The 21,844-nt window shown below is 61.1% G+C and carries 20 protein-coding genes; 5 read left to right on the forward strand and 15 right to left on the reverse strand.

All coding sequences use genetic code 11. The features are described 5' to 3' along the window. Positions 1–135 precede the first annotated feature (135 nt). From BM062_RS19530 to BM062_RS19545, 4 genes are all read left to right on the forward strand, one after another. On the forward strand, positions 136–1,920 hold the full coding sequence (locus BM062_RS19530) for a PHA/PHB synthase family protein (protein WP_092399982.1): 1,785 nt from the start codon (positions 136–138) through the stop codon (positions 1,918–1,920). 95 nt (positions 1,921–2,015) lie between these two features. Then, positions 2,016–2,390, forward strand: coding sequence for a TraR/DksA family transcriptional regulator (locus BM062_RS19535; protein WP_175501092.1), 375 nt, complete (start codon positions 2,016–2,018; stop codon positions 2,388–2,390). A 24-nt stretch (positions 2,391–2,414) separates the two neighbouring features. After that, positions 2,415–2,798: a hypothetical protein gene (locus BM062_RS19540; RefSeq protein ID WP_092399916.1), complete on the forward strand. Its 384-nt coding sequence runs from the start codon at positions 2,415–2,417 to the stop codon at positions 2,796–2,798. A gap of 19 nt (positions 2,799–2,817) precedes the next feature. Then, the gene (locus BM062_RS19545; RefSeq protein ID WP_092399918.1) at positions 2,818–3,666 is read left to right on the forward strand and encodes a universal stress protein; all 849 of its coding nucleotides are present in this window, start codon (positions 2,818–2,820) and stop codon (positions 3,664–3,666) included. A gap of 82 nt (positions 3,667–3,748) precedes the next feature. Here the strand turns inward: BM062_RS19545 and BM062_RS19550 are convergent, their stop codons facing one another. Beyond that, complete coding sequence (locus tag BM062_RS19550) at positions 3,749–4,399, reverse strand: BON domain-containing protein (RefSeq protein WP_092399920.1); 651 nt, start codon at positions 4,397–4,399, stop codon at positions 3,749–3,751. Positions 4,400–4,802: 403 nt separating this feature from the next. Here BM062_RS19550 and fnr point away from each other — a divergent pair, with 403 nt between their 5' ends. Continuing rightward, entirely contained in the window at positions 4,803–5,609 is an 807-nt protein-coding gene (fnr, locus tag BM062_RS19555) for a fumarate/nitrate reduction transcriptional regulator Fnr (RefSeq protein ID WP_092399922.1), read from the forward strand. A gap of 9 nt (positions 5,610–5,618) precedes the next feature. Here the strand turns inward: fnr and BM062_RS19560 are convergent, their stop codons facing one another. From BM062_RS19560 to BM062_RS19625, 14 genes are all read right to left on the reverse strand, one after another. Then, positions 5,619–8,036, reverse strand: coding sequence for a bifunctional acetate--CoA ligase family protein/GNAT family N-acetyltransferase (locus BM062_RS19560; RefSeq protein WP_092399924.1), 2,418 nt, complete (start codon positions 8,034–8,036; stop codon positions 5,619–5,621). A gap of 36 nt (positions 8,037–8,072) precedes the next feature. Beyond that, complete coding sequence (locus BM062_RS19565) at positions 8,073–8,969, reverse strand: ribose-phosphate pyrophosphokinase (protein ID WP_092399926.1); 897 nt, start codon at positions 8,967–8,969, stop codon at positions 8,073–8,075. Continuing rightward, entirely contained in the window at positions 8,969–10,513 is a 1,545-nt protein-coding gene (locus tag BM062_RS19570; protein WP_092399984.1) for a thymidine phosphorylase family protein, read from the reverse strand. The genes BM062_RS19565 and BM062_RS19570 overlap by 1 nt, the downstream gene beginning before the upstream one ends. Before the next feature lie 5 nt (positions 10,514–10,518). Then, a complete protein-coding gene (locus tag BM062_RS19575) occupies positions 10,519–11,880 on the reverse strand; it encodes an MBL fold metallo-hydrolase RNA specificity domain-containing protein (RefSeq protein ID WP_092399928.1) in 1,362 nt (453 codons plus the stop codon). A 21-nt stretch (positions 11,881–11,901) separates the two neighbouring features. Then, the gene (locus tag BM062_RS19580; RefSeq protein WP_092399930.1) at positions 11,902–12,666 is read right to left on the reverse strand and encodes a potassium channel family protein; all 765 of its coding nucleotides are present in this window, start codon (positions 12,664–12,666) and stop codon (positions 11,902–11,904) included. A gap of 180 nt (positions 12,667–12,846) precedes the next feature. Next, on the reverse strand, positions 12,847–13,422 hold the full coding sequence (locus BM062_RS19585) for a FixH family protein (protein WP_254785169.1): 576 nt from the start codon (positions 13,420–13,422) through the stop codon (positions 12,847–12,849). A gap of 46 nt (positions 13,423–13,468) precedes the next feature. Beyond that, a complete protein-coding gene (gene ccoG, locus BM062_RS19590; protein WP_092399932.1) occupies positions 13,469–14,869 on the reverse strand; it encodes a cytochrome c oxidase accessory protein CcoG in 1,401 nt (466 codons plus the stop codon). 21 nt (positions 14,870–14,890) lie between these two features. Continuing rightward, complete coding sequence (gene ccoP / locus BM062_RS19595; protein WP_092399934.1) at positions 14,891–15,850, reverse strand: cytochrome-c oxidase, cbb3-type subunit III; 960 nt, start codon at positions 15,848–15,850, stop codon at positions 14,891–14,893. Further along, positions 15,843–16,049 (reverse strand): cbb3-type cytochrome oxidase subunit 3, encoded by a 207-nt coding sequence (locus BM062_RS19600; RefSeq protein WP_092399936.1) that lies wholly within the window; start codon positions 16,047–16,049, stop codon positions 15,843–15,845. Before BM062_RS19600 ends, ccoP begins: the two co-directional genes overlap by 8 nt. A gap of 2 nt (positions 16,050–16,051) precedes the next feature. After that, positions 16,052–16,666, reverse strand: a complete 615-nt coding sequence (ccoO, locus tag BM062_RS19605) for a cytochrome-c oxidase, cbb3-type subunit II (protein WP_092399938.1) — start codon at positions 16,664–16,666, stop codon at positions 16,052–16,054. Between the two features lie 34 nt (positions 16,667–16,700). Continuing rightward, complete coding sequence (gene ccoN, locus BM062_RS19610) at positions 16,701–18,179, reverse strand: cytochrome-c oxidase, cbb3-type subunit I (RefSeq protein ID WP_092399940.1); 1,479 nt, start codon at positions 18,177–18,179, stop codon at positions 16,701–16,703. A gap of 99 nt (positions 18,180–18,278) precedes the next feature. Next, the gene (gene ccoS / locus BM062_RS19615; protein WP_092399988.1) at positions 18,279–18,479 is read right to left on the reverse strand and encodes a cbb3-type cytochrome oxidase assembly protein CcoS; all 201 of its coding nucleotides are present in this window, start codon (positions 18,477–18,479) and stop codon (positions 18,279–18,281) included. A gap of 10 nt (positions 18,480–18,489) precedes the next feature. Continuing rightward, positions 18,490–21,021 carry a heavy metal translocating P-type ATPase gene (locus BM062_RS19620; protein ID WP_371326612.1) on the reverse strand — a complete coding sequence of 844 codons (2,532 nt, stop codon included), beginning with the start codon at positions 21,019–21,021 and terminating at the stop codon, positions 18,490–18,492. Next, a complete protein-coding gene (locus BM062_RS19625; RefSeq protein ID WP_092399942.1) occupies positions 21,018–21,797 on the reverse strand; it encodes a sulfite exporter TauE/SafE family protein in 780 nt (259 codons plus the stop codon). The genes BM062_RS19620 and BM062_RS19625 overlap by 4 nt, the downstream gene beginning before the upstream one ends. Positions 21,798–21,844: the final 47 nt, after the last annotated feature.

Here is a 21,844-nt window from a genome sequence, read left to right on the forward strand (position 1 = left end):
TTCATTCCCCAATCCGTTTTACCCGACGTATGTAAGCCACTCTAGTAGCAACCCTTTCCGCCTGAATTGATCTGGATCAAATTCTTCCGCCTGGCCGTGGTTATGCTGGGCACCATCCGTATGAGGAAGCGCGCCATGAATCGAAAAAAACAGTCCGCCGGAACAGAACGCCTGGCCAGCGCATGGTTAGGCGCAGTGTCCAGGCAATCCGATGCGCCGCGCGGCCAGGCTGTCCAGCAAGACATGATCGCCAGCGCCGCCCTGGCCAAATTTACCGGCGGCCTCTCTCCTGCGGCATTGGGCAACGCCTACTTCGACTGGCTGGCGCATTTCCAGCTGGCGCCGGCGGAACAAGCCGGGTTGCTGCAAAAGGCGTGCGAAAACCTGTGGCGATGGTCGCGGTATGCTGCCGCGGCCTCCATCCCGGGCTCTACCGGCATTGCGCATTGCATTGAACCGCTGCCGCAGGACCGGCGTTTCTCCGACCCGGCCTGGGAGCGCTGGCCCTTCAACCTTATCGCGCAGGGTTTTCTGCTCAACCAGCAATGGTGGCATCGCGCAACCACGGGGATTCCCGGCGTTTCCCGGCATCACGAGGATGTCGTGACATTCACGGCGCGGCAAGTCCTGGACATGCTGGCGCCATCGAATTTCATTTCCACCAATCCGGTGGTCCAGCAAGATGCGCTGCATAGCAACGGCCTCAGCCTGGTGCATGGAGCCCGGCTGGCCATGGCTGACCTGACGCAAGCTGCGGCAGGACATGCGCCGGACGAGGCATTCAAGGTCGGTGAAAACATGGCCGTGACGCCGGGAAAAGTCGTCTTCCGCAACCACCTGATCGAGTTGATCCAATACACGCCAAGCACCGCGCGGGTGCACGCTGTCCCGCTCCTGTTCGTCCCGGCATGGATCATGAAATACTACATCCTCGACCTGTCGCCGCAGGATTCCCTGGTCAAGTACCTGGTCGACAAGGGCTATACCGTGTTCATGATCTCCTGGAAAAATCCGCTCACCGAAGACCGTGAACTGTCGATGGAGGATTACCGCAAGCTGGGAGTGATGGCAACGATCGATGCGGTTACAGGCATCACCGGCTCGGCGCAAGTCAATGGCGTCGGTTATTGCCTGGGCGGCACCTTGCTGGCGATTGCCGCGGCAAGCATGGCGCGCGACGGCGACCGGCGCCTGGCCAGCATGAGCCTGTTCGCCGCGCAGACCGATTTCACAGAGCCGGGCGAATTGTCGCTGTTCATCGATGAAAGCCAGATCGGCTTCCTTGAGGCTGTCATGTGGGAACGCGGCTACCTGGACGGCAAGCAAATGGCGGGCGCGTTCCAGCTGCTGCGCTCGAACGACCTGGTCTGGTCGCGCCGCCTGAACCAGTATTTGCGCGGCATCGCCGAAAACAAGAACGACCTGATGGCGTGGAATGCAGACGCCACCCGCATGCCTTACCGCATGCACAGCGAATACCTGCGCCGGCTGTTCTTGCATAACGACCTGGCCGAAGGCCGTTATCTCACCGACGGCAGGCCGATTGCGCTGGCCGACCTGCATATCCCTCTGTTTGCGGTAGGCACGCTCACCGATCACGTGGCGCCGTGGCGATCGGTATTCAAGATACACCTGCTGACCGATGCCGAAGTGACATTTTTGCTGACTTCAGGCGGCCATAACGCCGGCGTGGTTTCGCCGCCCGGCCACCCGCATCGCAGCTACCAGGTCGCTATCCGCGCCAAGGACGGCCCCTTTGTCGATGCCGACGCCTGGCAACGCGATGCCGCACAGCAAGATGGCTCGTGGTGGCCGGCCTGGGAAGCCTGGCTGGCCGCCCGTTCCGGCAAGCAAGCCAGGCCGCCGGCCATGCTCACGAACCTGGGGAAAGCTCCCGGACTGTATGTATTGCAGCCCTGAAGCCGGAAACGATGCGGATTTTGATTTACATCAATATCTCCTTCGCTCACCGAATTAAGCTCATAACCGATTCTTCATTTTCCGATGAGGCAGAAATGATCTCTTCTCGTCTGACAGGGCAAGTCGAAAGCCAGCTGCAACGGCGCCGGAAATACATACTGGAAGCCATCCGTTCGCACGAGAATTCGACCGACCAGGCGCATTTCAAGCACAGCGGCAAGGACGATGCCATTGCCGCAGAATTGCTGACCGATGCCGAAATCGCCTTGTTGCTGCACAAGCCCGCGGAAGCGGAAAAGATACAGGCCGCGCTACGGCGCATCAAGTCGCATACCTACGGTATCTGCATCGCGTGCGGCGCAACGATTGCGCCACAACGGCTGCGGATACATCCCACGGCAGAGCGTTGCCGGCATTGCCAGGTCGAGATGGAAAACAGCCAGCGCCAAGGTCCCGAGCCTGGCGCCTGATGCATTTTTTTGCAAGGACGTCCCATGTCATTCAATCACATCGTCGTATGGCTCGACCATGCAGAAGCCCATATCATCGCGTTCAGCCCAGATGCGGCCGCACACGAAACCATCAAGATACATTCCAGGCATGTGAATCCATACGCCTCCGAAATGCATTCCAGGATACCGGATGCAGTAGAACAGGCGCCCTACTTTGACGCCATTGCCAATGCACTGCCGCAAACCCTTCAGATCCTGATCGTAGGGCCCGGCCTGGAAAAGATGGCCTTTATCAAGCATTTGCTAAGGCACAAGCACCAACTGGCGGAAAAAATCGTTGGCGTGGAAACCGTAGGCCATCCCGGCGACCCGCAATTGCTGGCGTTTGCGCGTAAATATTTTCTCAAGGCGGATTTCCTGCTTTGATCGACCAGAGAGGCCTCACATGGACTACAAGACTATCCTCGTGCACGTGGACGAATCGCGGCGCGGCCAGGAGCAGATCAGGATTGCCGCATTGCTTGCCCAAAAACACGGCGCGCATCTGATCGGCGCCGCGGCGACCGGCGTTGCGCCGCAGTTTCTCATGCCTGGAGTCATCGGCGAAAGCAACCTGGCGCTGCTCGAGCCGGCAATGAGCGAATTGCGCGAACAAGCGGCAAGCCGGCTGGCGGAATTTGAATCCGCAGCCTGGAAAATGGACGTCAAATCATTCGAAAAACGCCTGGTCGAAGACGATGCAGGCGCCGGCCTGTGCCTGCAGGCACGCTACAGCGACCTGGTGGTGATCGGCCAGGTCAACCCCGCCGACTATTCCGCTGTGCTGCGCGCCGATTTCCCCGAATATGTGCTGTTGAATTGCGGTCGGCCAGTGCTGATCGTGCCCTATGCCGGCCACTTTCCTGCATGCGGGAAAAGGGTGCTGGTGGCGTGGGATGCGAGCGTGGAAGCGACGCGCGCCGTCAGCGCATCAATCCCCCTGCTACAGCAGGCCGATCTGGTGCAGGTTGTGGTGCTTGGCAGGGGCAATCCATCCGGCGCCCATGGCGAGCAGCCGGGGGCCGACATCGCCCTTTACCTGGCGCGCCACGGCATCAAGGTCGAGGTCTCGGAACAGGCCATGCCGAAAGATATCGATACCGGCAACGCATTGCTGTCACATGCCGCAGATTTCGGCGCCGACCTGATCGTGATGGGGGGATACGGCCATAAGCGCTTCCGCGAAATTATGCTGGGAGGCGTGACGCATACGATCCTGGAATCGATGACGGTGCCGGTCTTGATGGCGCACTGAAAGAAAAGCGTTCTGCCGCCGGACCCGGCATGGCAGAACGCGATTGAGATTGAAGGCGGATGCTGCCATCCGCCCGTTCTTCCTAGGCAATCACCATTTTATCGACCACGCGCACAACGCCAGACGCCGCTGCGGCTGCCTGCAATGCGGCGTAGCGCTCCGACCATGAACGCACCGGCCCGGTAAGCGTCACCTGATCACCGTTGACGACGACGGTAAGACGCTGTGTTTCAATGTGAGCGCGCCGTTGCAAAGCAGCTTCGATCTTGACCTTGATGTCGCTCGGCAGCACGGCAGGCTTGACCGCGATCTGATTGCTGACGCCGGTCACTCCCATCAGGTTGCGGACCGCCTTTCCTGCCGCCACGCGCTGGTAATCCCGCTCCAGCTCGCCGCTCAGCGTCACCCATCCGTCTTCCACCATGACTTTCACCGCACCTGGCGGAACCAGGACATTCCATTCCAGCGCAAACTCGGTGGCGCGCACAATTTCAGCGTCTGTCCGCTCGCTTGCCCCGGACAGCCGGACATCGAGTTCGACGGCGACGCCCTTGACGCCGGCAACCCGCAGCACCGCATGCTCGGCCGCATATTTCTCGGCATAGCTGCCCAGATGCCCACCCAAAGTCACCACGCCATCCTTGACCTCGACGCCAATATCGGTGTCATTGATAGACGGATCCCATTCCAGCTCATCCATGACGTCCTGCCTTAACTGTCGATCGCTTTTCATCTCGTTTCTCCATTATCGGTTTAACATGGTGTTCCATCACGCACGCTGAGGACCGTACCGGTCCAGGATAGTCCCGCCGGGCTGGCCGGTGCGGAACCGCATGCCGCGGTTGATTACGCGCCCTGGAACCATCATAGATGCAGCAGGAAACCGGGATTTGATGCACATCAAAAAAGAAGACAGCTGTCATTATTGACAGGTCGAGCCACGGAAAAAGCAGGAAAACGGCGCTTAATTCAATTGCGGCTGACGCTGATTTGTATATCATTCATATACGGTGTACATTCAGCAGCAAGATATCGATACAATGCGCCCCGCTGCTTTGCGAACGCTGCACCGGCCGATAATAGGCGCGCGGAACCGATAGCCAACCAATGATGAATGCGAGATACCCCCGCCAACCATGAATACGCCCTTTTCCAGAGTCGTCTCACCGCTCCTCAATATCCCCGTGCTGAAGGCAAGTTGCGCGGGCTGCAGCCTGCACCAGCTATGCCTGCCGATGGGACTGGGCAACGCCGACATGGATCGCCTTGACCAGATCATCGGACGCGGACAGCGGATCCAGCGCGACCAGCATTTGTACCGGATGGGAGATCCGTTCAAAAACCTTTACGCCATCCGTTTCGGCCACTTCAAGACTTGCCATATAAGCAACAATGGCGAAGAACAGATTACCGGCTTCCAGATGGCCGGCGAATTGCTCGGCATGGATGCCATCAGCTCCGACCATCACCACTGCGACGCCATCGCGCTGGAAGACAGCGAGGTCTGCGAGATTCCATTTTCGCGGCTGGAAGAACTGTTCAGCCATATCCCGACCCTGCTGCATCATTTCCACCGCATCATGAGCCAGGAAATCACGCGTGACCAGAATGTCATGCTCCTGCTCGGCAACATGCGCGCCGAACAGCGCTTTGCCGCTTTCCTGGTCAACCTGTCCTCGCGGTACCTGGCGCGCGGCTACTCCTCCACCGATTTCCAGTTCCGCATGTCGCGGGAAGACATCGGCAATTACCTGGGCCTGACGATCGAAAGCATCAGCCGGCTCCTTTCCAGTTTCAGGGTTAAAGGCTGGATCGCCGTCGACAAACGGGAAATCCAGATCCTGGACCTCTCGAAATTAAAAGAGATCGCGCTTGGCGGCGAAGCGGCGCTGATGGCAAAAAAAACCGGCAAGCCGGCCGGCCCGGCGACCGCTAAAACCTGAGCCGCGCCATCAGCGCTGCAACCCGGGCCGAAGATCCAGGCGCAGCCACATGGTGTTGTTGCGTTCCAGCGGTTTCACCTCGAAACCAAGCTTTTTTACCAGATGCAGGATGCGGACGTTATGCGGCAACGCTTCGCCGATCATCTCCCGGGTGCCATGGCTGCGGCAATACGCAATCAATTTTGTCATCAGCACCTGGCCAAGCCCAAGTCCTTTCAGGTCAGAACGCACGATCACTGAAAATTCCGCCTGGATATTGTCAGGATCCGCCACCACCCTGGCTACGCCGAGCGTCTCGGCGCTACCGTCGCCGCTTGGCCTGGTCGCAATGAACGCCATTTCACGGTCGTAGTCGATCTGCGTGAAACGCGCCAGCTGCGACGGCTGCAAGGCGCGCATGCCGACGAACATGCGGTAACGCACATCCTCTGGATCAAGGGCGTTGAAGAACGCCACATGCGCCTCGCCGTCTTCCGGCCGGATCGGCCGCAGCAGCAGCGGCGCGCCCTGCCAGCAAACGATTTCTTCCAGGTCATCCGGATAGGGGCAGATCGCCAGCCGCTGCAGGCCGCTGCCGGCCTCGCTCGGCTGCACCCTGGCATGCGCGTACATGCCGGCCATTTCCTGGCCGCCTGGCGACGGAAAGCCGATTTCAAGCTCGGCCAGTTCGGGAATATCGGTCAGCAAGCGCGAGACCTTGAGCAGGACCTGGCAAATCTGGTCCGCGCCGGGGGTGGATTGTTGCAGCCCGTCGTCAGCCAATCCCGCCACGCCGCCATGCGCGGCCATGTCACGCGCCAGCACCAGGTTCAGGGGCGGCAAGCCTGCGCTTGTCTCCGTCCGGCCATCTTTCCCGCTCTGCCTGAGGACGACAGCCGGGCCGAATACAGGATCGATGGCAAGGCCGATTGTCAGTGCGGTGGCCTCAGGCAGAGCGTCGCTCGCCTGAGGCGCCTCCTTTACCGCGATGCCGTAAGCGGCTAGCAGCGTGCCGGTGTCGGTCGCCGACAAATGCTGCCGGCTGTCACGCAAGGCAACCTCGACAATCCTGTTCGCGGCCACCCGGTCCACGATGAAACCGGCCGATGCCGCCGGCGGCACCTGCATCAGCAGATTCTGGTTGCGCCGGAAATCCACCATTTGCATGAAGCCGCATACCGCTGAATCCGGCGTCGCATAGGCGGGAATGCCGGCCGCCGCGCAAATCTGCCGGGCCGGATCCAGCGAAGCGCCGCCCAGCCAGCAAGAAAGAATGTTGCGTTCACTTTTCGTTCGTACGGAAGCGATGGCATTGGCGATCTCTGTGCAGGACTCCAGTGCGCTCGGCGCATGGATGACAAGCAAGGCGTCCGCGCCGCGCTCGGCCGATACGGCTTCCATCACCTGTCCGTACAGCAGCGCAGACGCATTGGCCGGCAGCGCGACAGGAACAGCGTTGCTTCCCGCTGCCAGCAGGAGCAGCTTAAGTTTCTCCACCGTCTCGCCCGATAACATCGCTGGCTTGCCGCCGCTGCGCACCAGGGCGTCGCAAGCCATCAAACCCGGTCCTCGGCCATTGCCAATCACCAGCAGCCGGCGGCCGTCGAGTGGACGGATCCGCGACAGGGTTTCGACCGCGCTGAACAGGTCTTCGGTAGAAAAGACGCGCAGCATGCCAGCCCGGCGCACCGCGGCGTCGAAGATCGCAACCGGGACGGCGCCGTACAGGCCGCTCCTGAGCACCAAGACCGGCTTGTTGCGGGCGGCGGCGCGGGCGGCCGACATGAACTTGCGTGCATGCGGGATATGCTCGACGCACAGCAATATCGCCTGCGTGCCGGCATCGCCGGCCAGGAAATCGAGCATGTCGCCAACGTCGACATCGGCGCTGCCGCCCAGCGCAACCACCTTGGAGAAGCCAATACCCTGCGCACTTGCCCAGTCGGCCATGCCGCAAGCCAGCGCGCCGGATTCTGCCAGCAATGCTATCCGTCCTGGCAGCGCTCCGCCGGCAACCAAGCTGGCGTTAAGCGCGACTGCCGGCGCCATGATGCCGGCCGAGCCTGGGCCGATCATGCGCAGCAAATACGGACGCGCCGCCTGCATGGCGGCTTGCAGCAAATCGCCGTCGCTATCGGCCGCTTCGCTCGTCACGATAACCGCCTTGCTGCCCAGGGCGCCCAGCTGGCCGATGATCCTGGGCACCGTGGCCGCCGGAGTACAGATGACGGCCAGCTCAGGCGCTGCCGGCAATTGATCCAGTTTGCGAAAGGTCTTGATGCCGTCCAGCAGGTCATACTTGGGATTGACCGGAAAGATTTGCCCCTTGAAGCTTCCCCGCACTATATGCCGCAACACGCATGTCCCTACGCTCTTCGGCTTTTCAGAAGCGCCGATAACGGCAATCGACTGCGGCTCGAAAAAATACTGCAGGTTTCTTGCGCTCACGCGTATCCTCCCGGGCTAGTGGGCTGTTACAGTCCACTAGCCGCGTTCACCCAGCAAATCCACGACGGCAGCCGCAACCGGCTTTGCCATGTCAATCCGGTTGCTCGAATGGGCGATCGTATTGCAGCTGACGATACGCTCGACGCCGGCTACCTGCAATGCGATATAGCCGTCTCCCGCAAACAGGGGATGGACGGCGATGCATACCGGCGGCGCCATGCCTGCGGCCTTGACCTGCTTGACCGCCGCAACCATGGTGCGCGCAGTGGAGACGATATCGTCGACCAGGACCGGCGTGCGGCCGCTCCACTCCGCCACATCGGGAATCGAAACCTCGACCTCGCTGTCGCCGCGCCGCTTCTTGTGCAATACCGTATGCGGGCACCCCGCCGCGGCTGCCACCGCGGCTACCCATTGTTCGCTTTCCGCGTCCGGGCCGATGATCACCGGCAGCGCCACGTTGGCGACAATCCACTTTGCCAGCTCAGGCGCCGCATGCACAACGCGGCTTGGAACCGTATAGATTTCGGCCAGGCCGCGATACCGGTGCAGATGCGGATCGACCGTCACCAGCCAGTCGCAGCAACTGGAGACCAGGCGCGCGAAATGACTGGCGGTCACGCCCTCCTGCTCCATGAAGCGCGCATCTTGCCGCATGTAAGGCAGGTAGGGGATGACCAGGCCGACGCTGCGGGCGCCTAGTTCGCGGGCAACGCTGGCGGCCAGATACAGCTCCATGATCTTGCCGTCAGGCCGGTCCAGCGCACATGCCAGCACCACATTGCGCCCATCGACGGCGGTCATGAAGCGCGGGCAGGACTCTTTGTCCGGAAAATGATGCATCTGCATGTCGCCAATTTCGGCAGTTAACATACTGCGCAGCTGCGAGGCAAAGCCGTCGTTGCCTGGCATCGAGAAAAGTACGGGTCTCATCAAACCTCCTGTAACAAAATCAAGTTTTCCTGGGCCTCGGCATACGCACGCGCGTAGGCCAGCTCCCCCGGCGACTCGGCATGGATGGTCAGGTACGGCTGCCCGACCTCCATGCGCCTGCCTATCGGCGCATGGAAAACAATGCCGGCGGCAGCCGCCTTCGGAGCCCCCGCCAGCTTGGCAACGCTGGCCAGGCGTCGGTTGTCGACGGCAATCACCAGGCCGCGATGGCGCGACAGGACCGGGTGGGTATATGCCGCCTGGGATGGGATGCGCATGCCGCCCTGGGCTTCGCAAATGGCCTGGAATTTGCGCCAGGCAGCGCCGCTGTCCAGCACGGAAGCGGCCAGCGCCAGCCCCTGCCCCGCCTGAGCCTTGCCGCCCAGCTCTAGTACATTGGCGGCCAGCAGCAAAGCGCGCTCTCGCAGATCCTGCGGCGCCCCGGCCGCGTTCTGCAAGATCGCCAGCACATCGCGGGCCTCCAGCGCGGGGCCGATGCCGCATCCTACCGGCTGGGAACCGTCGGTCATCACCGGCTTGACGGCAATGCCCAACGCCGCGCCCACCGCGATCAGCCGTTCTGCCAACGCCATGGCGGCTTGCGGCGACCGGACCTTGGCGGTCGGCCCTACCGGCAAGTCAATCACGACATGGGTCGAGCCGGCCGCGATCTTCTTTGACAGGACGGAAGCGACCAGCAAACCTTCGCTATCGAGGTCCAGGGGATGTTCAACCCGGATCAGGAGATCGTCGGCAGGACTGAGGCTGACCGCGCCGCCCCAGGCGATGCAGCCGTTTTCACGCTCCACCACGCGCCGCATGGTTTCGATGTCCAGAGCTACCGGCGCCAGGGTTTCCATGGTGTCGGCGGTGCCGGCCGGTGACGTGATGGCGCGTGACGAGGTTTTCGGAATGGTCAGGCCGCAGGCAGCGACGATGGGCACGATCAGCAAGGTGGTGCGGTTGCCCGGCAAGCCGCCGACGCAATGCTTGTCCACTACCATGTCGGCCTGCCATTGCAAACGCTGGCCGACCTTCACCATGGCGTCAGTCAAGCCTATGGTTTCATCGATGTCCAGGCGGCTGCCGGAGCAGGCAGTGATAAGGGCCGCCATTTCGATGTTCGAGTAGCGGCCGGCGACAATATCGTCCACAATCGCGGCAACGCCATCGGAGGTAAACGGATGCCCGTAGATTTTCGCCCGCACCGACGAAAACGACTGCATCGGCGCCGGGTGCCTGACCTGTACCGGCTCGCCCTCGGCGCCGCCGAGCGCACGCCAGGCCGCTTCCGACAATCCTACTTCGTGCATCGCAATCATGGGAAAATGCACGACGTTGAGGGTGGCGACGATATGGCGCTCGCCGCGCCAGACTTCCACCCTTGAGTGCGCCTCGAAACCTTCGGACCGGCAAATATCGCAGTCGCTGCGCATATAGGCGACCAGTTCTTGATAGGTATCGATGCCGACGCGCCGCATCCGCAATGCATCCGTCGCGTGGTTACCGTTTTTTTGGCCCGCCGCAGGCTGGCAACAATGCATGCCGCTCATGGCAACTCCACGCTTTCCAGGTAATCCGGCAGCCGGCAAGGCCAATGCAATTCTTCTTCGATCCGTTTGCGCAACCCGTCCGCCGCCGCCGGCTCGCCATGCGTAATGAATGTCTGCCTGGGCGGGATTGAAAAATGCGACAGCCAGGACAGTATCTCGTTCGCGTCAGCGTGCGCCGACATATTGTCGATCTGGCTTACCTGTGCCCGCAACGGCACATACTCACCGTGGATCTTGATGGCGTCGGCGCCGCCCACCATGGAAGCGCCGCGTGTGCCGCCAGCCTGGTAGCCGGCAAACAGGATCGTATTGCGCGGATCAGGGGCAAAGGCCTTCAAATGATGCAGCACCCGCCCGCCGGTAGCCATGCCGCTGGCGGCGACAATGACCATCGGCTGCTGCCTTTTATTCAGGGCGATCGATTCCTCGACGCTATTGACGATCTTGGCCGCGTGGAACATGGCTTCGCATTGCGCGTGGTCGAGCCGATGGTCTTGCCTGTGCCGGTGATAAATCGCGGTGGCGTTGACCGCCATCGGGCTGTTCAGGTAGATCGGCAGAGCGGCCGGAATATCGCCGCTTTCCTTGAGCAGGTGAATGGCGTACAGCAAAGCCTGGGCCCGTCCCACGGCAAAGGACGGAATGATCGTTACACCGCCGCGTTCGGCGGTTTCGCGTATGGTCTTACCAAGCAGGATGGCGGGATCGGCCGGGTCGTGGCAGCGGTTGCCGTACGTAGATTCGACTACCAGGTAGTCTGTCTTTTCGACGATGGAAGGCGGCAGCATGATCAAGTCGTTGGGGCGCCCGAGATCGCCCGAAAACGTCACGGTCGTATCGCCGCTTTTCAGCACGACGATGGCAGCGCCCAAGATATGGCCGGCGCGCAGCAGGCGCGCGCGCATGCCGGCGCATGCCTGAAATTCTGTATCGAAGTGGACCGGCGAGAAAAAAGCCAATGCACGTACCGCGTCCGCTTCCGAGTATAAAGGCAGGGCGGGACTATGCTTCGAGAAGCCGTGGCGATTCGCATAGCTGGCCTCTTCTTCTTGCAAATGTCCGCTGTCCGGAAGCAGTATCTTGCACAGGTCGAAAGTCGCTTCGCTGCAGAATATCTTGCCCTTGAAGCCGTTCCTGACCAGCAGCGGCAAATAGCCGCTATGGTCCAGGTGAGCGTGGGTCAGGATCACCGCGTCCAGTTCGGACGGCCGCAACGGCATGTGTTCCCAGTTGCGGAGGCGCAGTTGTTTATACCCCTGGAACAAGCCGCAATCGACCAGTATTTTTGCCGATCCGGCGCTCAGCAGGTATTTTGAGCCAGTCACGGTTCCGGTGGCGCCCAGGAATTGGATTTTCATTGTGGTTTTCTTTCTGCCGGTTCAAACGTGTTTCAATTTCTTGCCGGCGTTCTCTGGATCGTTGCCGCGGCTTTCAGCAAACGGAGACTTCAACTCTTTGTGCAATAACGAAATCTCCTTGCGCAGCATGCGCATGTCGGCATGGAGTTCGCGCTCCAGGCGCTGTTCGTCCTCACCCACCAGCATGGCGGATATGTTGGCCGTGACCACTGAAAATAAGGCGTAGCCCAGCAATACGATGAAAGCCGCAAAAATCCTGGACGCCGGTGTCGATGGAACCAGGTCGCCATACCCGACTGTTGCCCCGGTAATGAAAGCCAGCCAGACACCGTCGGCGTAGGTATGGACCCGCGGCTCCAGCCACAGGAACCCGGCGCCTGCCACGGCAAGCACGGCGACGGCGAATGCAACTACGTGCAGCAAGCGGCACGACACGACATACTTTCCCGACAACATCAGCAAGCGGAAGAAGACGATGGCGCAATAACCTATCCGCAAGACCCATTCAAGCATGGGCCAGGGAGGATTGCCTGGCCAAACGCTGAGGACTGCGCCGACAAAAATCACCCCGTCCAGCAGCACCGCGCCTCCGCGCAGCTCCTTCATCTTGTCCCGTCGCAGCAGGTCGGCGCCAACCAATGCCGCGACGACCACATAAAGCCCGCTGCCGAGGCTGCGGTAAAGCGGCCCCATTCCTGCCAAGATCAGGTAAAAAGCAGGAATCGACAACAGCAGCGCGGCTGGCATCAAGACTTTTTGTTGCCAAACCGGTGTCGGATTTTTCATGGCGCTTTAGCCCTCGCCAAAACCAAGAGGGCAATCATGTTGTTTTGTGAATATTGACGCAGATCTCTGGAAACAACTTGCGCTGGATCAAAAACGCGCTCGAATTTCCCCGTCCGCAGACTGGAACAGTCGCCGCCGTGTTTTATCTACGTCAACCACGTCAGCGATAGCGCTACATCGTCAATCGTCCGCCGGTTTCATTGCAACCGGATCCAGGTCGACGCTAGCCTGTTGCGGCCAGGACCAGTTGGCATGCAAGCGCCAATCGCGATGCGCGTCTTCAATCAGGATCCGCCAGCGCGCCTTTTCCAGTTGCGGCAAACGCACCGAGAAATTGCCGTTGACATCCGGCCGCACAAACAGGGTGATATCTTTACCGGGCAAGGTCGAATGAATAAGGCGCAACTGCAAGCCAGGCATCGCTTCAGGCGCCATGTCCGAGGCTGCTGCCTGGCCGCCGGCATGGCGCAAGACCCCGCTCATTACACCGCTTTTCGCGTCATAGCGCAGGTTCCCGGCGATGCCGCGCCGTATTGCTTCCTCATCGCGCCGCAGATCCTGGTTGATCGCATTGCCCTCCTTGTAGTAGTCATCTTCCACCAGCGCATCTTGCCGGGAAAATGCCAGCCAGCCGGTATAACTGGCCGCCGCCACCACCACCAGCGGACCCAGCATCAGCAGCCACGGCCAGCGCTGGGCGTACCACGGTGCGGAGACAGTAGATAGCCTGGTCATCAAATGTGCTTGGTTTTTCATCGTTATCCCGTTCGTCTTGTGTAATCCATGCGGGTTCCTGGCCGTTTCATCCAGGTATGTAAAACACGGCCTTTTCATTCACCTGCGACCTCGCGCCATCGAGCCCCTGCAGCCTGAAAGAAATACTGTTGGAGCCGGGCCTGCCTTGCCCGTGCGGCACTCTTACCCGCACCGGAACCAGGCGCGTCTCGGTGGCGGCGAGCGTCACCTCGCTATCGCCGGAAAGCGCGATGCCATCGATGCCAGTCACGCTGATCTTGTAACGATGCGGCAATTCGTCGGTATTGATCGCCTGCAGCCGATAGACATTCTCAACCATGCCTTCTTCGACTTCCCGGCCCATGGAGCCACGGTCCCGAATCACATCTATCTTGAGCGGAACCCTGAGTATCAGCGAGCCAAGGAAAATCGCCGCGATCACCAGCAGCGCCGAGCTGTAAATCAGCACGCGCGGGCGAAAAACCCGGCGCAGGATGGCAGCCGCCGGTAAATTCTCCGCCATCGCATGTTCCGTTGAATAACGGATCAATCCACGCTGCGCACCGATCCGGTCCATCACCATATTGCAGGCATCGACACAGGCTGCGCAGCCGATGCACATGTATTGCAGGCCAGCCCGGATGTCGATCCCGGTCGGACAAACCTGCACGCACATGCTGCAATCGATGCAGGGCGAAGACGCCGGTTCCAGTGTTTTCCGGTAGCGGCTGGTGCGAGGCTCGCCGCGCGCCGCATCGTAGGTAACGATCAAGGAATCGCGATCGAACATGGCGCTCTGGAAGCGTGCATAAGGACACATGTATTTGCACACCTGCTCTCGCATCCAGCCCGCATTGCCATAGGTTGCGAAGCCATAGAACATGACCCAGAACCATTCCCACGATCCCAGGCTGAGCACGCTTGCTTCACGCGCAAGATCGCGGACAGGCGTGAAATAGCCGGCGAATGTAAAGCCGGTCCACAACGCCACGGCGACCCAGGCCAGGTGCTTGCCGCTTTTGCGCAACAGCTTGTCGGGCGACCACCCCTGCCGGTCGAGCCGCATGCGCGCGCTGCGCGGCCCTTCTATCCGGCTTTCTATCCACAGGAATATCTTGGTGTATACCGTTTGCGGGCAAGCGTAGCCGCACCAGACGCGGCCGGCGATGGCTGTAAACAGGAACAGTGAGAACGCGCAGACAATCAGCAGCACCGCAAGATAGATAAAATCCTGCGGCCACAGCACAACGCCGAACAAATAGAATTTGCGCGCGGCCAGGTCGAACAGCACTGCCTGGCGGCCATTCCACCTTAGCCACGGCATGCCATAAAAAACCAGCTGCGTCAGCCATACGCATAACCAGCGCAGCGTGGCGTAACGCCCGCCCACATCGCGCGGATATATCTGCTGCCGCGCCTGGTACATCCTGACAACGGCAGTCTTGGGAGAAGAATCACGCGTGCTCATGGCTGGCTACCGGGTGTATGGTCATTGCGAGGCAGCAGCCGGGCGATCAAGTGCGGCTACGCTACCGGGATGGTTCGACAAGCTCCACACATAGGCGGCGAGTACATGCACCTTCGGTTCGCCGAGGAAGTCCTTGAACGACGGCATGGTGTTGTCGCGTCCCTTGCGGATGGTTTCCATGATGGTGTCGGCGCTGCCGCCGTACAGCCAGATCTTGTCGCTCAGGTTAGGCGCGCCGATGGCCTGGTTGCCGATGCCGCCGGGTCCATGGCAGCCCATGCAGGCGGCAAACTTCGGCTTGCCGAAAATCGCCTTGATCGGATCGTGGGTCGAGCCGGACAGGCTCAGCACATAATGTGCGACGTTCTCGACATCTTTGTCGCCCCCCAATGCTTCGCCCATGGGCGGCATCACGCCATGGCGCCCCTCCATGATGGTGGCCTTGATGGTTTCCGGCGCGCCGCCATGCAGCCAATCCTGGTCGGTCAGGTTGGGAAAGCCTTTATTGCCGCGTGCATCGGAGCCGTGGCATTGCGCACAGTAAGTCAGGAACAGGCGTTCACCGATCGCATGGGCCTGCGGATCGGCGGCGACGGTTTTCAAGTCCTGATGCAGGTATTTGCTGAACATGGGACCGTAGTCGGCATCGGCTTTCTTCAACTCGTCCTGATAGGCGCCGCTGGATTTCCAGCCAAGCTGGCCGGCGAAGCTGCCGAGGCCGGGATACAGCACCAGGTAAGCCAGGGAAAAGACGATGGTCACGTAGAACAGCCACATCCACCAGCGCGGCAAGGGATTGTTCAATTCCCCCAGGTCGCCGTCCCAGACATGGCCGGTGGTATTGTCGGCGGGATCCTGCCCCGCTTCAAGCGTGACCCTGCGGCTGCACTGCATCCACAGCAGCACGCCGCAGCCGAAGATGCTCAGTATCGTCAATATGGTGATATAGGGACTCCAGAATCCATCGGTAAAATCAGCCATGGCGACGCTCCCTGGCATCGAGTTCCGCCTTCACCTTGGCGAATTGCTCCTGGTCGTCGGCGAAAGGCAATAGCGCCGCCTCGTCGAAATCGTTGGGACGCCGCCGAACGTAGCTCCACCAGACAATGCCGATGAACGTGACAAAGCTGATCACGGTAATGATGCTGTGCGCATCGATCAGTATTTTTTGGATGGCCATGGTTATCTCTCCGCCTTGATTTGTATGCCCAATCCCTGCAGATAGGCAATCAGCGCATCTTGCTCGGTCTTGTCTTGCAACGCCGCGGGCGCGGCGGCGATCTCGGCATCGGTGTAAGGATCGCCCAGGCGCTGCAGCGCGCGCAGGTGCGGCACGATATTGTCAGGAACCAGGCGCGTCGATTCCAGCCATGGATAGCCCGGCATGTTCGACTCTGGCACCAGGTCGCGCGGATTGTGCAGGTGGGCGCGGTGCCATTCGTCGCTATAGCGGCCGCCGACGCGCGCCAGGTCCGGGCCGGTGCGCTTCGATCCCCATTGGAACGGCCGGTCGTAGACCGATTCGCCGGCCACCGAATAGTGGCCATAGCGTTCGGTTTCGGCCCGGAATGGCCGGATCATCTGGGAGTGGCAGTTGTAGCAGCCTTCACGTATGTAAATGTCGCGCCCCGCCAGCCTCAACGGCGAATACGGCCGCAGGCCGGTAATCGGCTGGGTAGTCGACTTCTGGAAAAACAGAGGCACGATTTCTGCCAGGCCGCCGACGCTGACAACCAGGATCACCAGCCCGATCAGCAGCCAGTGATTTTTTTCTATCGATTCATGTGAAAATTTCATGCCAGTGCCCCAGGTTCAGAATGGATCAGCCGTTTCATAGGACCTCCGCCGCCTCAGCCACCGCCGTGGCCGCAGGCGCCAGCGGCGCCACGGGATGAATGCGCGGCACGGCAATGCGCGTATCCACCGGGAAGCTGTAGCGCATGGTCTTGAATACGTTGAAAGCCATCAGCAGCATGCCGCCCAGGTACAGCAGGCCGCCAAAGAAGCGAATCACGTAATAGGGATAAGTAGCCTTGACCACTTCAACGAAGGCGTAAGTCAGCGTGCCATCGGGATTCACCGCGCGCCACATCAAACCCTGCATCACGCCGGCAATCCACATTGCAGCGATATACAGGACGATGCCGATGGTGGCCATCCAGAAATGCAGTTCGATCATTTTCACGCTCCACATCTGCTGCTTGCCTACCAGGCGCGGAATCAGGTAATACATCGAACCCATCGTGATGAAGCCGACCCAGCCCAGCGCGCCGGAATGGACATGGGCGATGCCCCAGTCGGTGTAGTGCGACAAGGCATTGACGGTCTTGATCGCCATCATCGGCCCTTCAAAGGTCGCCATGCCGTAGAACGACAGCGACACCACCAGGAATTTCAAGATGGGATCGGTGCGCAGCTTGTGCCAGGCGCCCGACAAGGTCATCATGCCGTTGATCATGCCACCCCAGGACGGCGCCAGCAGGATCAGCGAAAACACCATGCCCAGCGACTGGGTCCAGTCCGGCAATGCGGTGTAATGGAGATGATGCGGGCCGGCCCACATGTAGGTGAAGATCAGCGCCCAGAAATGCACGATCGACAGCCGATAGGAATACACCGGACGCTCGGCCTGCTTGGGGATGAAGTAATACATCATGCCGAGGAAACCCGCGGTCAGGAAAAATCCCACGGCATTGTGGCCGTACCACCACTGGATCATCGCATCCTGCACGCCGCTATAGGCAGAGTAGGACTTGGTCAAGGTAGCCGGCATCGCCATGCCGTTGACAATGTGCAAAAGCGCTACAGCGATGATGAAAGCGCCGTAGAACCAGTTGGCCACATAGATATGCGCCACCTTGCGCTTGGCCAGCGTACCGAAAAACACCACGGCGTACGCCACCCAGACCACGGCCAGCAGGATAGCGATCGGCCATTCCAGTTCGGCATATTCCTTGCCGCGGGTGTAGCCCATCGGCAGGGTTATCGCCGCCAGCACGATCACCAGCTGCCAGCCCCAAAAGGAGAATGCGGCCAAGCCATCCGAGAACAGGCGCACCTGGCAAGTCCGTTGCACCACATAGTAGGAAGTTGCCATCAGCGCGCTGCCGCCGAACGCGAAGATCACCGCGTTGGTATGCAAGGGCCGCAGCCGGCCGAAGCTCAGCCAGGGAATATCGAAATTCATTGCAGGCCATGCCAGCTGTGCGGCGATCAGCAGGCCGACCAGCATGCCGACCACTCCCCACACGATCGTTGCAATCGAAAACTGCTTGACGACCTTATAGTTGTAGCTAAGCGCTTTTTCCACGTTCCTCTCTCCCCAAAATACCACTGCAATGGAGCGAGGTTAAATGGCTGCAGGAAGTTGTTCTTTGATGTGAATCAAATAGCGCTGCATTGATGGAGATTATTTCGCGGCGCCGTTGTCGGGCGGCGAATCGGAAACGGCCTTTTCTGGCGGCCCGGGACGGTCGTCGTCCAGCAGGATCCTCATCGCGGGACCGACCATGTCGTCGAACTGGCCGCTGTCGGAAGCCCGGATGAACACCCAGATCGCCAGGAACACCAGCACGGTGCTGATCGGGATGAGCAGATAAAGCGCTTCCATATCCATGCCCCTATATCTTGTTACGCAACCGCAACGCGTTGAGCACCACCAGGGCGGAACTGAACGACATGCCCGCCGCCGACAGCCAGGGATTGAGCAAGCCCAGCGCAGCCGCCGGGATAGCCAGCAGATTGTAGACTGACGCCCAGGCCAGGTTCTGCCGGATCACGTGCATGGTTCTCGCGCCGAGCCTGGCGGTATCTGCCAACGTCGATAATCGATCCGACAGCAGCACCGCATCGGCATGGACCTGGGCCAGCACGGCACCCGCCCCCATGGCAAAGGAAACGTCGGCGGCAGCCAGTACAGCGGCATCGTTCACGCCGTCGCCTATCATGGCGACGATCTCGCCGCGCCGCTGCAAGGCTTGCACGAATGCCAGCTTCTGCGCCGGCAAATGCGCGCCGTAAGTGTCATCGACATGCAATTCACGCGCTACATGCTGCGCCACATGGCCGTCGTCGCCGCTCAGCAATATCACCTTCTTGCCTTGGCGCTGGAAATAGGCGATGGTCTGGCGGGCGTCTTCCCGTATCGCGTCGGCCAGGTCGAAACGCGCCAGCCATTCGCCATCCCGGCCAAGAAACACTGGCGTCACGGTCGCGTCCGCGGGGGGTGTGGCGGGCGTCGCGTTACCGGCCAGTCCTGCCACGAACGACGCTGAACCGAGTCGATACAGGACGCCGTCGAACTCCGCCTGCACCCCCTCTCCCGCCACCTGGCTGACTGCCTCGACGCGCAATGCGGCCGCTTGCGGCGATATGCCGCGGCCGGCATCAACGATAGCCGCTCCCAGAGGATGGGCGCTGGACATTTCCATTGCGGCCGCTATCTGCAGGCATCGCTCGCTGGCGCTGCCGCCCAGTACTGCAATATTTTTCAGCACCGGCTTGCCCACGGTGAGCGTGCCGGTTTTATCGAAAATGATGCAGGTCGCCCTGTGCAGTGTTTCCAGCACATGCGGCTGCACGATCAATATGCCGCTGCGCAGCAGCCTGTCGGTGGCCGCCGCCAGCGCCGACGGCGTCGCCAGGGACAAGGCACAAGGACAGGACACCACCAGCACCGCGATTGCGATCGGCCAGGCACGCGCCGGGTCCAGCCATTGCCAGGCGCAAAACGCCAGCAATGCGCACAACAGCAGGGCCGCCACAAACCAGCCGGCGACCTGGTCGGCCCATTGCGCCATGCGCGGCTTGCACTGGACCGCCCGCTCTGCCAGCTTGAGCAGCGCTGACAAGGTGCTTTCGCGCGCTACCCGGCTTATCCGCAGCACCATGGCTTGCCCGCAATTGACCGCGCCGCCGGGCAAGGCGTCGCCGGCAGCACAAGGCAAAGGCTTGCTCTCGCCACTCAGCAAGGAAACGTCAATCCTGCTGCTGCCGCTCAGCAAAACGCCATCGGCAGCGATCACTTCGCCCGGCTTGACCAGGATCAGGTCGCCTTTGGCCAATCTTGCGGCGGCAACCACTTCGCTGTCCATCGCGCGCGGATAGTCAAGCAGGCGGGTAGCGGAACCAGGCAATGCCTGCTGCAGGCGCTCCAGCGTCGAGGCCGCCTTGCGCCGCGCCGTCAGCTCCAGGTAACGGCTGCACAACAGGAGGAAAACGAACATGGTGACGGTGTCGAAATAGACTTCGCCGGAACCGCGCACGGTCGCCGCTGCGCTGCCGGCAAACGCTGCCGCCACGCCAATCGCTACCGGCAGGTCCATGCCGAAATGGCGCGACTTGATGCCGATCCAGGCGCCATGCAGGAAAGGCAGCGCCGAGTAGCACAGCACCGGCAAGGTCAGCAGCAGGCTGGCCCAACGCATCAGCTGGAGCTGTGCGTGGTCGATGCTGCCTGCCGCGGCGAAATAGGCGGGAGCCGCGTACATCATGACTTGCATCATGCACAGTCCGGCGATGAACGTCTGGCGGAACAGGCGCTTGCCGGATTTGCGCAGCTGCTCTCCTTGCCTGGCCGCATCGAACGGGTAGGCGCTGTAGCCAATCTCGTGCAGCGCATGCAGGATATCGCTGGGCTTGCATTGCGTCTTGTCCCAGCGCACATGCAGGCGCTCGCCGGCCACATTCAGGCTGGCCAGCTGCAGCCCCGGCAAGCGCGCCAGCCGTTGCTCGATCAGCCAGACACAGGCCGCGCAACGAATCCCTTCCAGCGCCAGGGTCGCTTCCAGCAGACCGGCAGCCGGGCCGGCAGGATCCTCAAGCACGGTGGCGAATTGCGAATAACCGTCTTCGTCGTCATACAGCTGCAGTTCCGGCGGAACCAGCCCATCGCCGTCGATACGATTGGAAAAAGCCGTGCGAGTGACGTAATAATCGGAGTAGCCGCTATCGGCAACGGTTTGTGCGACCGCTGCGCAGCCCGGGCAGCACATCGCACGCGGCAGCTGTCCGATCATGACGGACCAGTGCTGTCCTGCTGCAGATGGCGGCAGCGGCAGGCCGCAATGAAAGCAGTTGCCGGAGGCCGGCTCGGGAGCGGCGTCCGACGAGGGCACAGGGGGCAACGAAAGGCCGATCGAGGCGGCAGTCAATGCCCTGCTCCCGCCGCGCCGATACAGATCGCATCAAGCCAGCCCAGGGACAATCCGTTAGCCAGCCGGAAAATGCCCGCCAATCCGAACAGCAGCACAATAAAGCCGCCGGCGATACGGACCCGCGGATCGAGCAGCCGGCTTTTCAGGCGCATTCCCATCACGCCGAGCATCAATAGCATAGGCAAGGTTCCCAATCCGAACGCCAGCATCACCGTCGCACCGGATAGGGCATCGCCGCTCAGCATTGCGGTCAGCAGTACGCTGTAGACCATGCCGCATGGCAGCCAGCCCCACAAAGCGCCCAGCATCAACGCCTTGGCCGGACTGTCCATCGGCAGCAACAACCTGATGGCCGGCTGCAAACGCCGCCAGGCAACCTGCCCGAGCGCTTCCAGCCAGCTCAAGCCACGCCAGGCCCCCATCAGGTGCAGGCCCAGCGCTATCAATATCAGGTTGGCCAGCCAATAGGCGCCTATCTGCAGCGACGACAGCGACGCCATGACACGCACGCTTTGGGCCATGCCGCCGGCCATGGCTCCTGCAATCGCGTAGCTGAACAGCCTGCCGCTGTTGTAGGCGAGCACGCGCGGCAGCTGCATGAGATAGGTTTGCCTTGAGGATTCCTGAACAATGCCGCCAGTCGCCAGCCGCAACCGGATTACACGCGCCGGTGGCTTCGCGGCCACCGACAAGGCGCTGACGATGCCGCCGCACATGCCAATGCAATGGACGCTCCCTAGCAGCCCTATCAGGAAAATCGGCAGGAGGTTCATGCCCGCCCCATGCTCCGGGCGGTACGCGTTTGCCAATGACAGCATGC

The organism is Collimonas sp. OK412 (assembly GCF_900112135.1).
GTDB classification, from domain to species: Bacteria; Pseudomonadota; Gammaproteobacteria; order Burkholderiales; family Burkholderiaceae_D; genus Collimonas; species Collimonas rhizosphaerae.

Bases quoted from the DNA above. Each gene is read 5' to 3' on its own strand.
- BM062_RS19625 (WP_092399942.1), bottom strand. From the start codon at position 21,797: ATGAACCTCCTGCCGATTTTCCTGATAGGGCTGCTAGGGAGCGTCCAT.
- ccoP (WP_092399934.1), bottom strand. From the start codon at position 15,850: ATGGCTGATTTTACCGATGGATTCTGGAGTCCCTATATCACCATATTG.
- fnr (WP_092399922.1), top strand. From the start codon at position 4,803: ATGAATACGCCCTTTTCCAGAGTCGTCTCACCGCTCCTCAATATCCCC.
- BM062_RS19575 (WP_092399928.1), bottom strand. From the start codon at position 11,880: ATGAAAATCCAATTCCTGGGCGCCACCGGAACCGTGACTGGCTCAAAA.
- BM062_RS19540 (WP_092399916.1), top strand. From the start codon at position 2,415: ATGTCATTCAATCACATCGTCGTATGGCTCGACCATGCAGAAGCCCAT.
- BM062_RS19580 (WP_092399930.1), bottom strand. From the start codon at position 12,666: ATGAAAAATCCGACACCGGTTTGGCAACAAAAAGTCTTGATGCCAGCC.
- BM062_RS19600 (WP_092399936.1), bottom strand. From the start codon at position 16,049: ATGGCCATCCAAAAAATACTGATCGATGCGCACAGCATCATTACCGTG.
- ccoG (WP_092399932.1), bottom strand. From the start codon at position 14,869: ATGAGCACGCGTGATTCTTCTCCCAAGACTGCCGTTGTCAGGATGTAC.
- BM062_RS19530 (WP_092399982.1), top strand. From the start codon at position 136: ATGAATCGAAAAAAACAGTCCGCCGGAACAGAACGCCTGGCCAGCGCA.
- BM062_RS19570 (WP_092399984.1), bottom strand. From the start codon at position 10,513: ATGCATTGTTGCCAGCCTGCGGCGGGCCAAAAAAACGGTAACCACGCG.
- BM062_RS19545 (WP_092399918.1), top strand. From the start codon at position 2,818: ATGGACTACAAGACTATCCTCGTGCACGTGGACGAATCGCGGCGCGGC.
- BM062_RS19550 (WP_092399920.1), bottom strand. From the start codon at position 4,399: ATGAAAAGCGATCGACAGTTAAGGCAGGACGTCATGGATGAGCTGGAA.
- ccoO (WP_092399938.1), bottom strand. From the start codon at position 16,666: ATGAAATTTTCACATGAATCGATAGAAAAAAATCACTGGCTGCTGATC.
- BM062_RS19535 (WP_175501092.1), top strand. From the start codon at position 2,016: ATGATCTCTTCTCGTCTGACAGGGCAAGTCGAAAGCCAGCTGCAACGG.
- ccoS (WP_092399988.1), bottom strand. From the start codon at position 18,479: ATGGAAGCGCTTTATCTGCTCATCCCGATCAGCACCGTGCTGGTGTTC.
- BM062_RS19585 (WP_254785169.1), bottom strand. From the start codon at position 13,422: ATGAAAAACCAAGCACATTTGATGACCAGGCTATCTACTGTCTCCGCA.
- BM062_RS19565 (WP_092399926.1), bottom strand. From the start codon at position 8,969: ATGAGACCCGTACTTTTCTCGATGCCAGGCAACGACGGCTTTGCCTCG.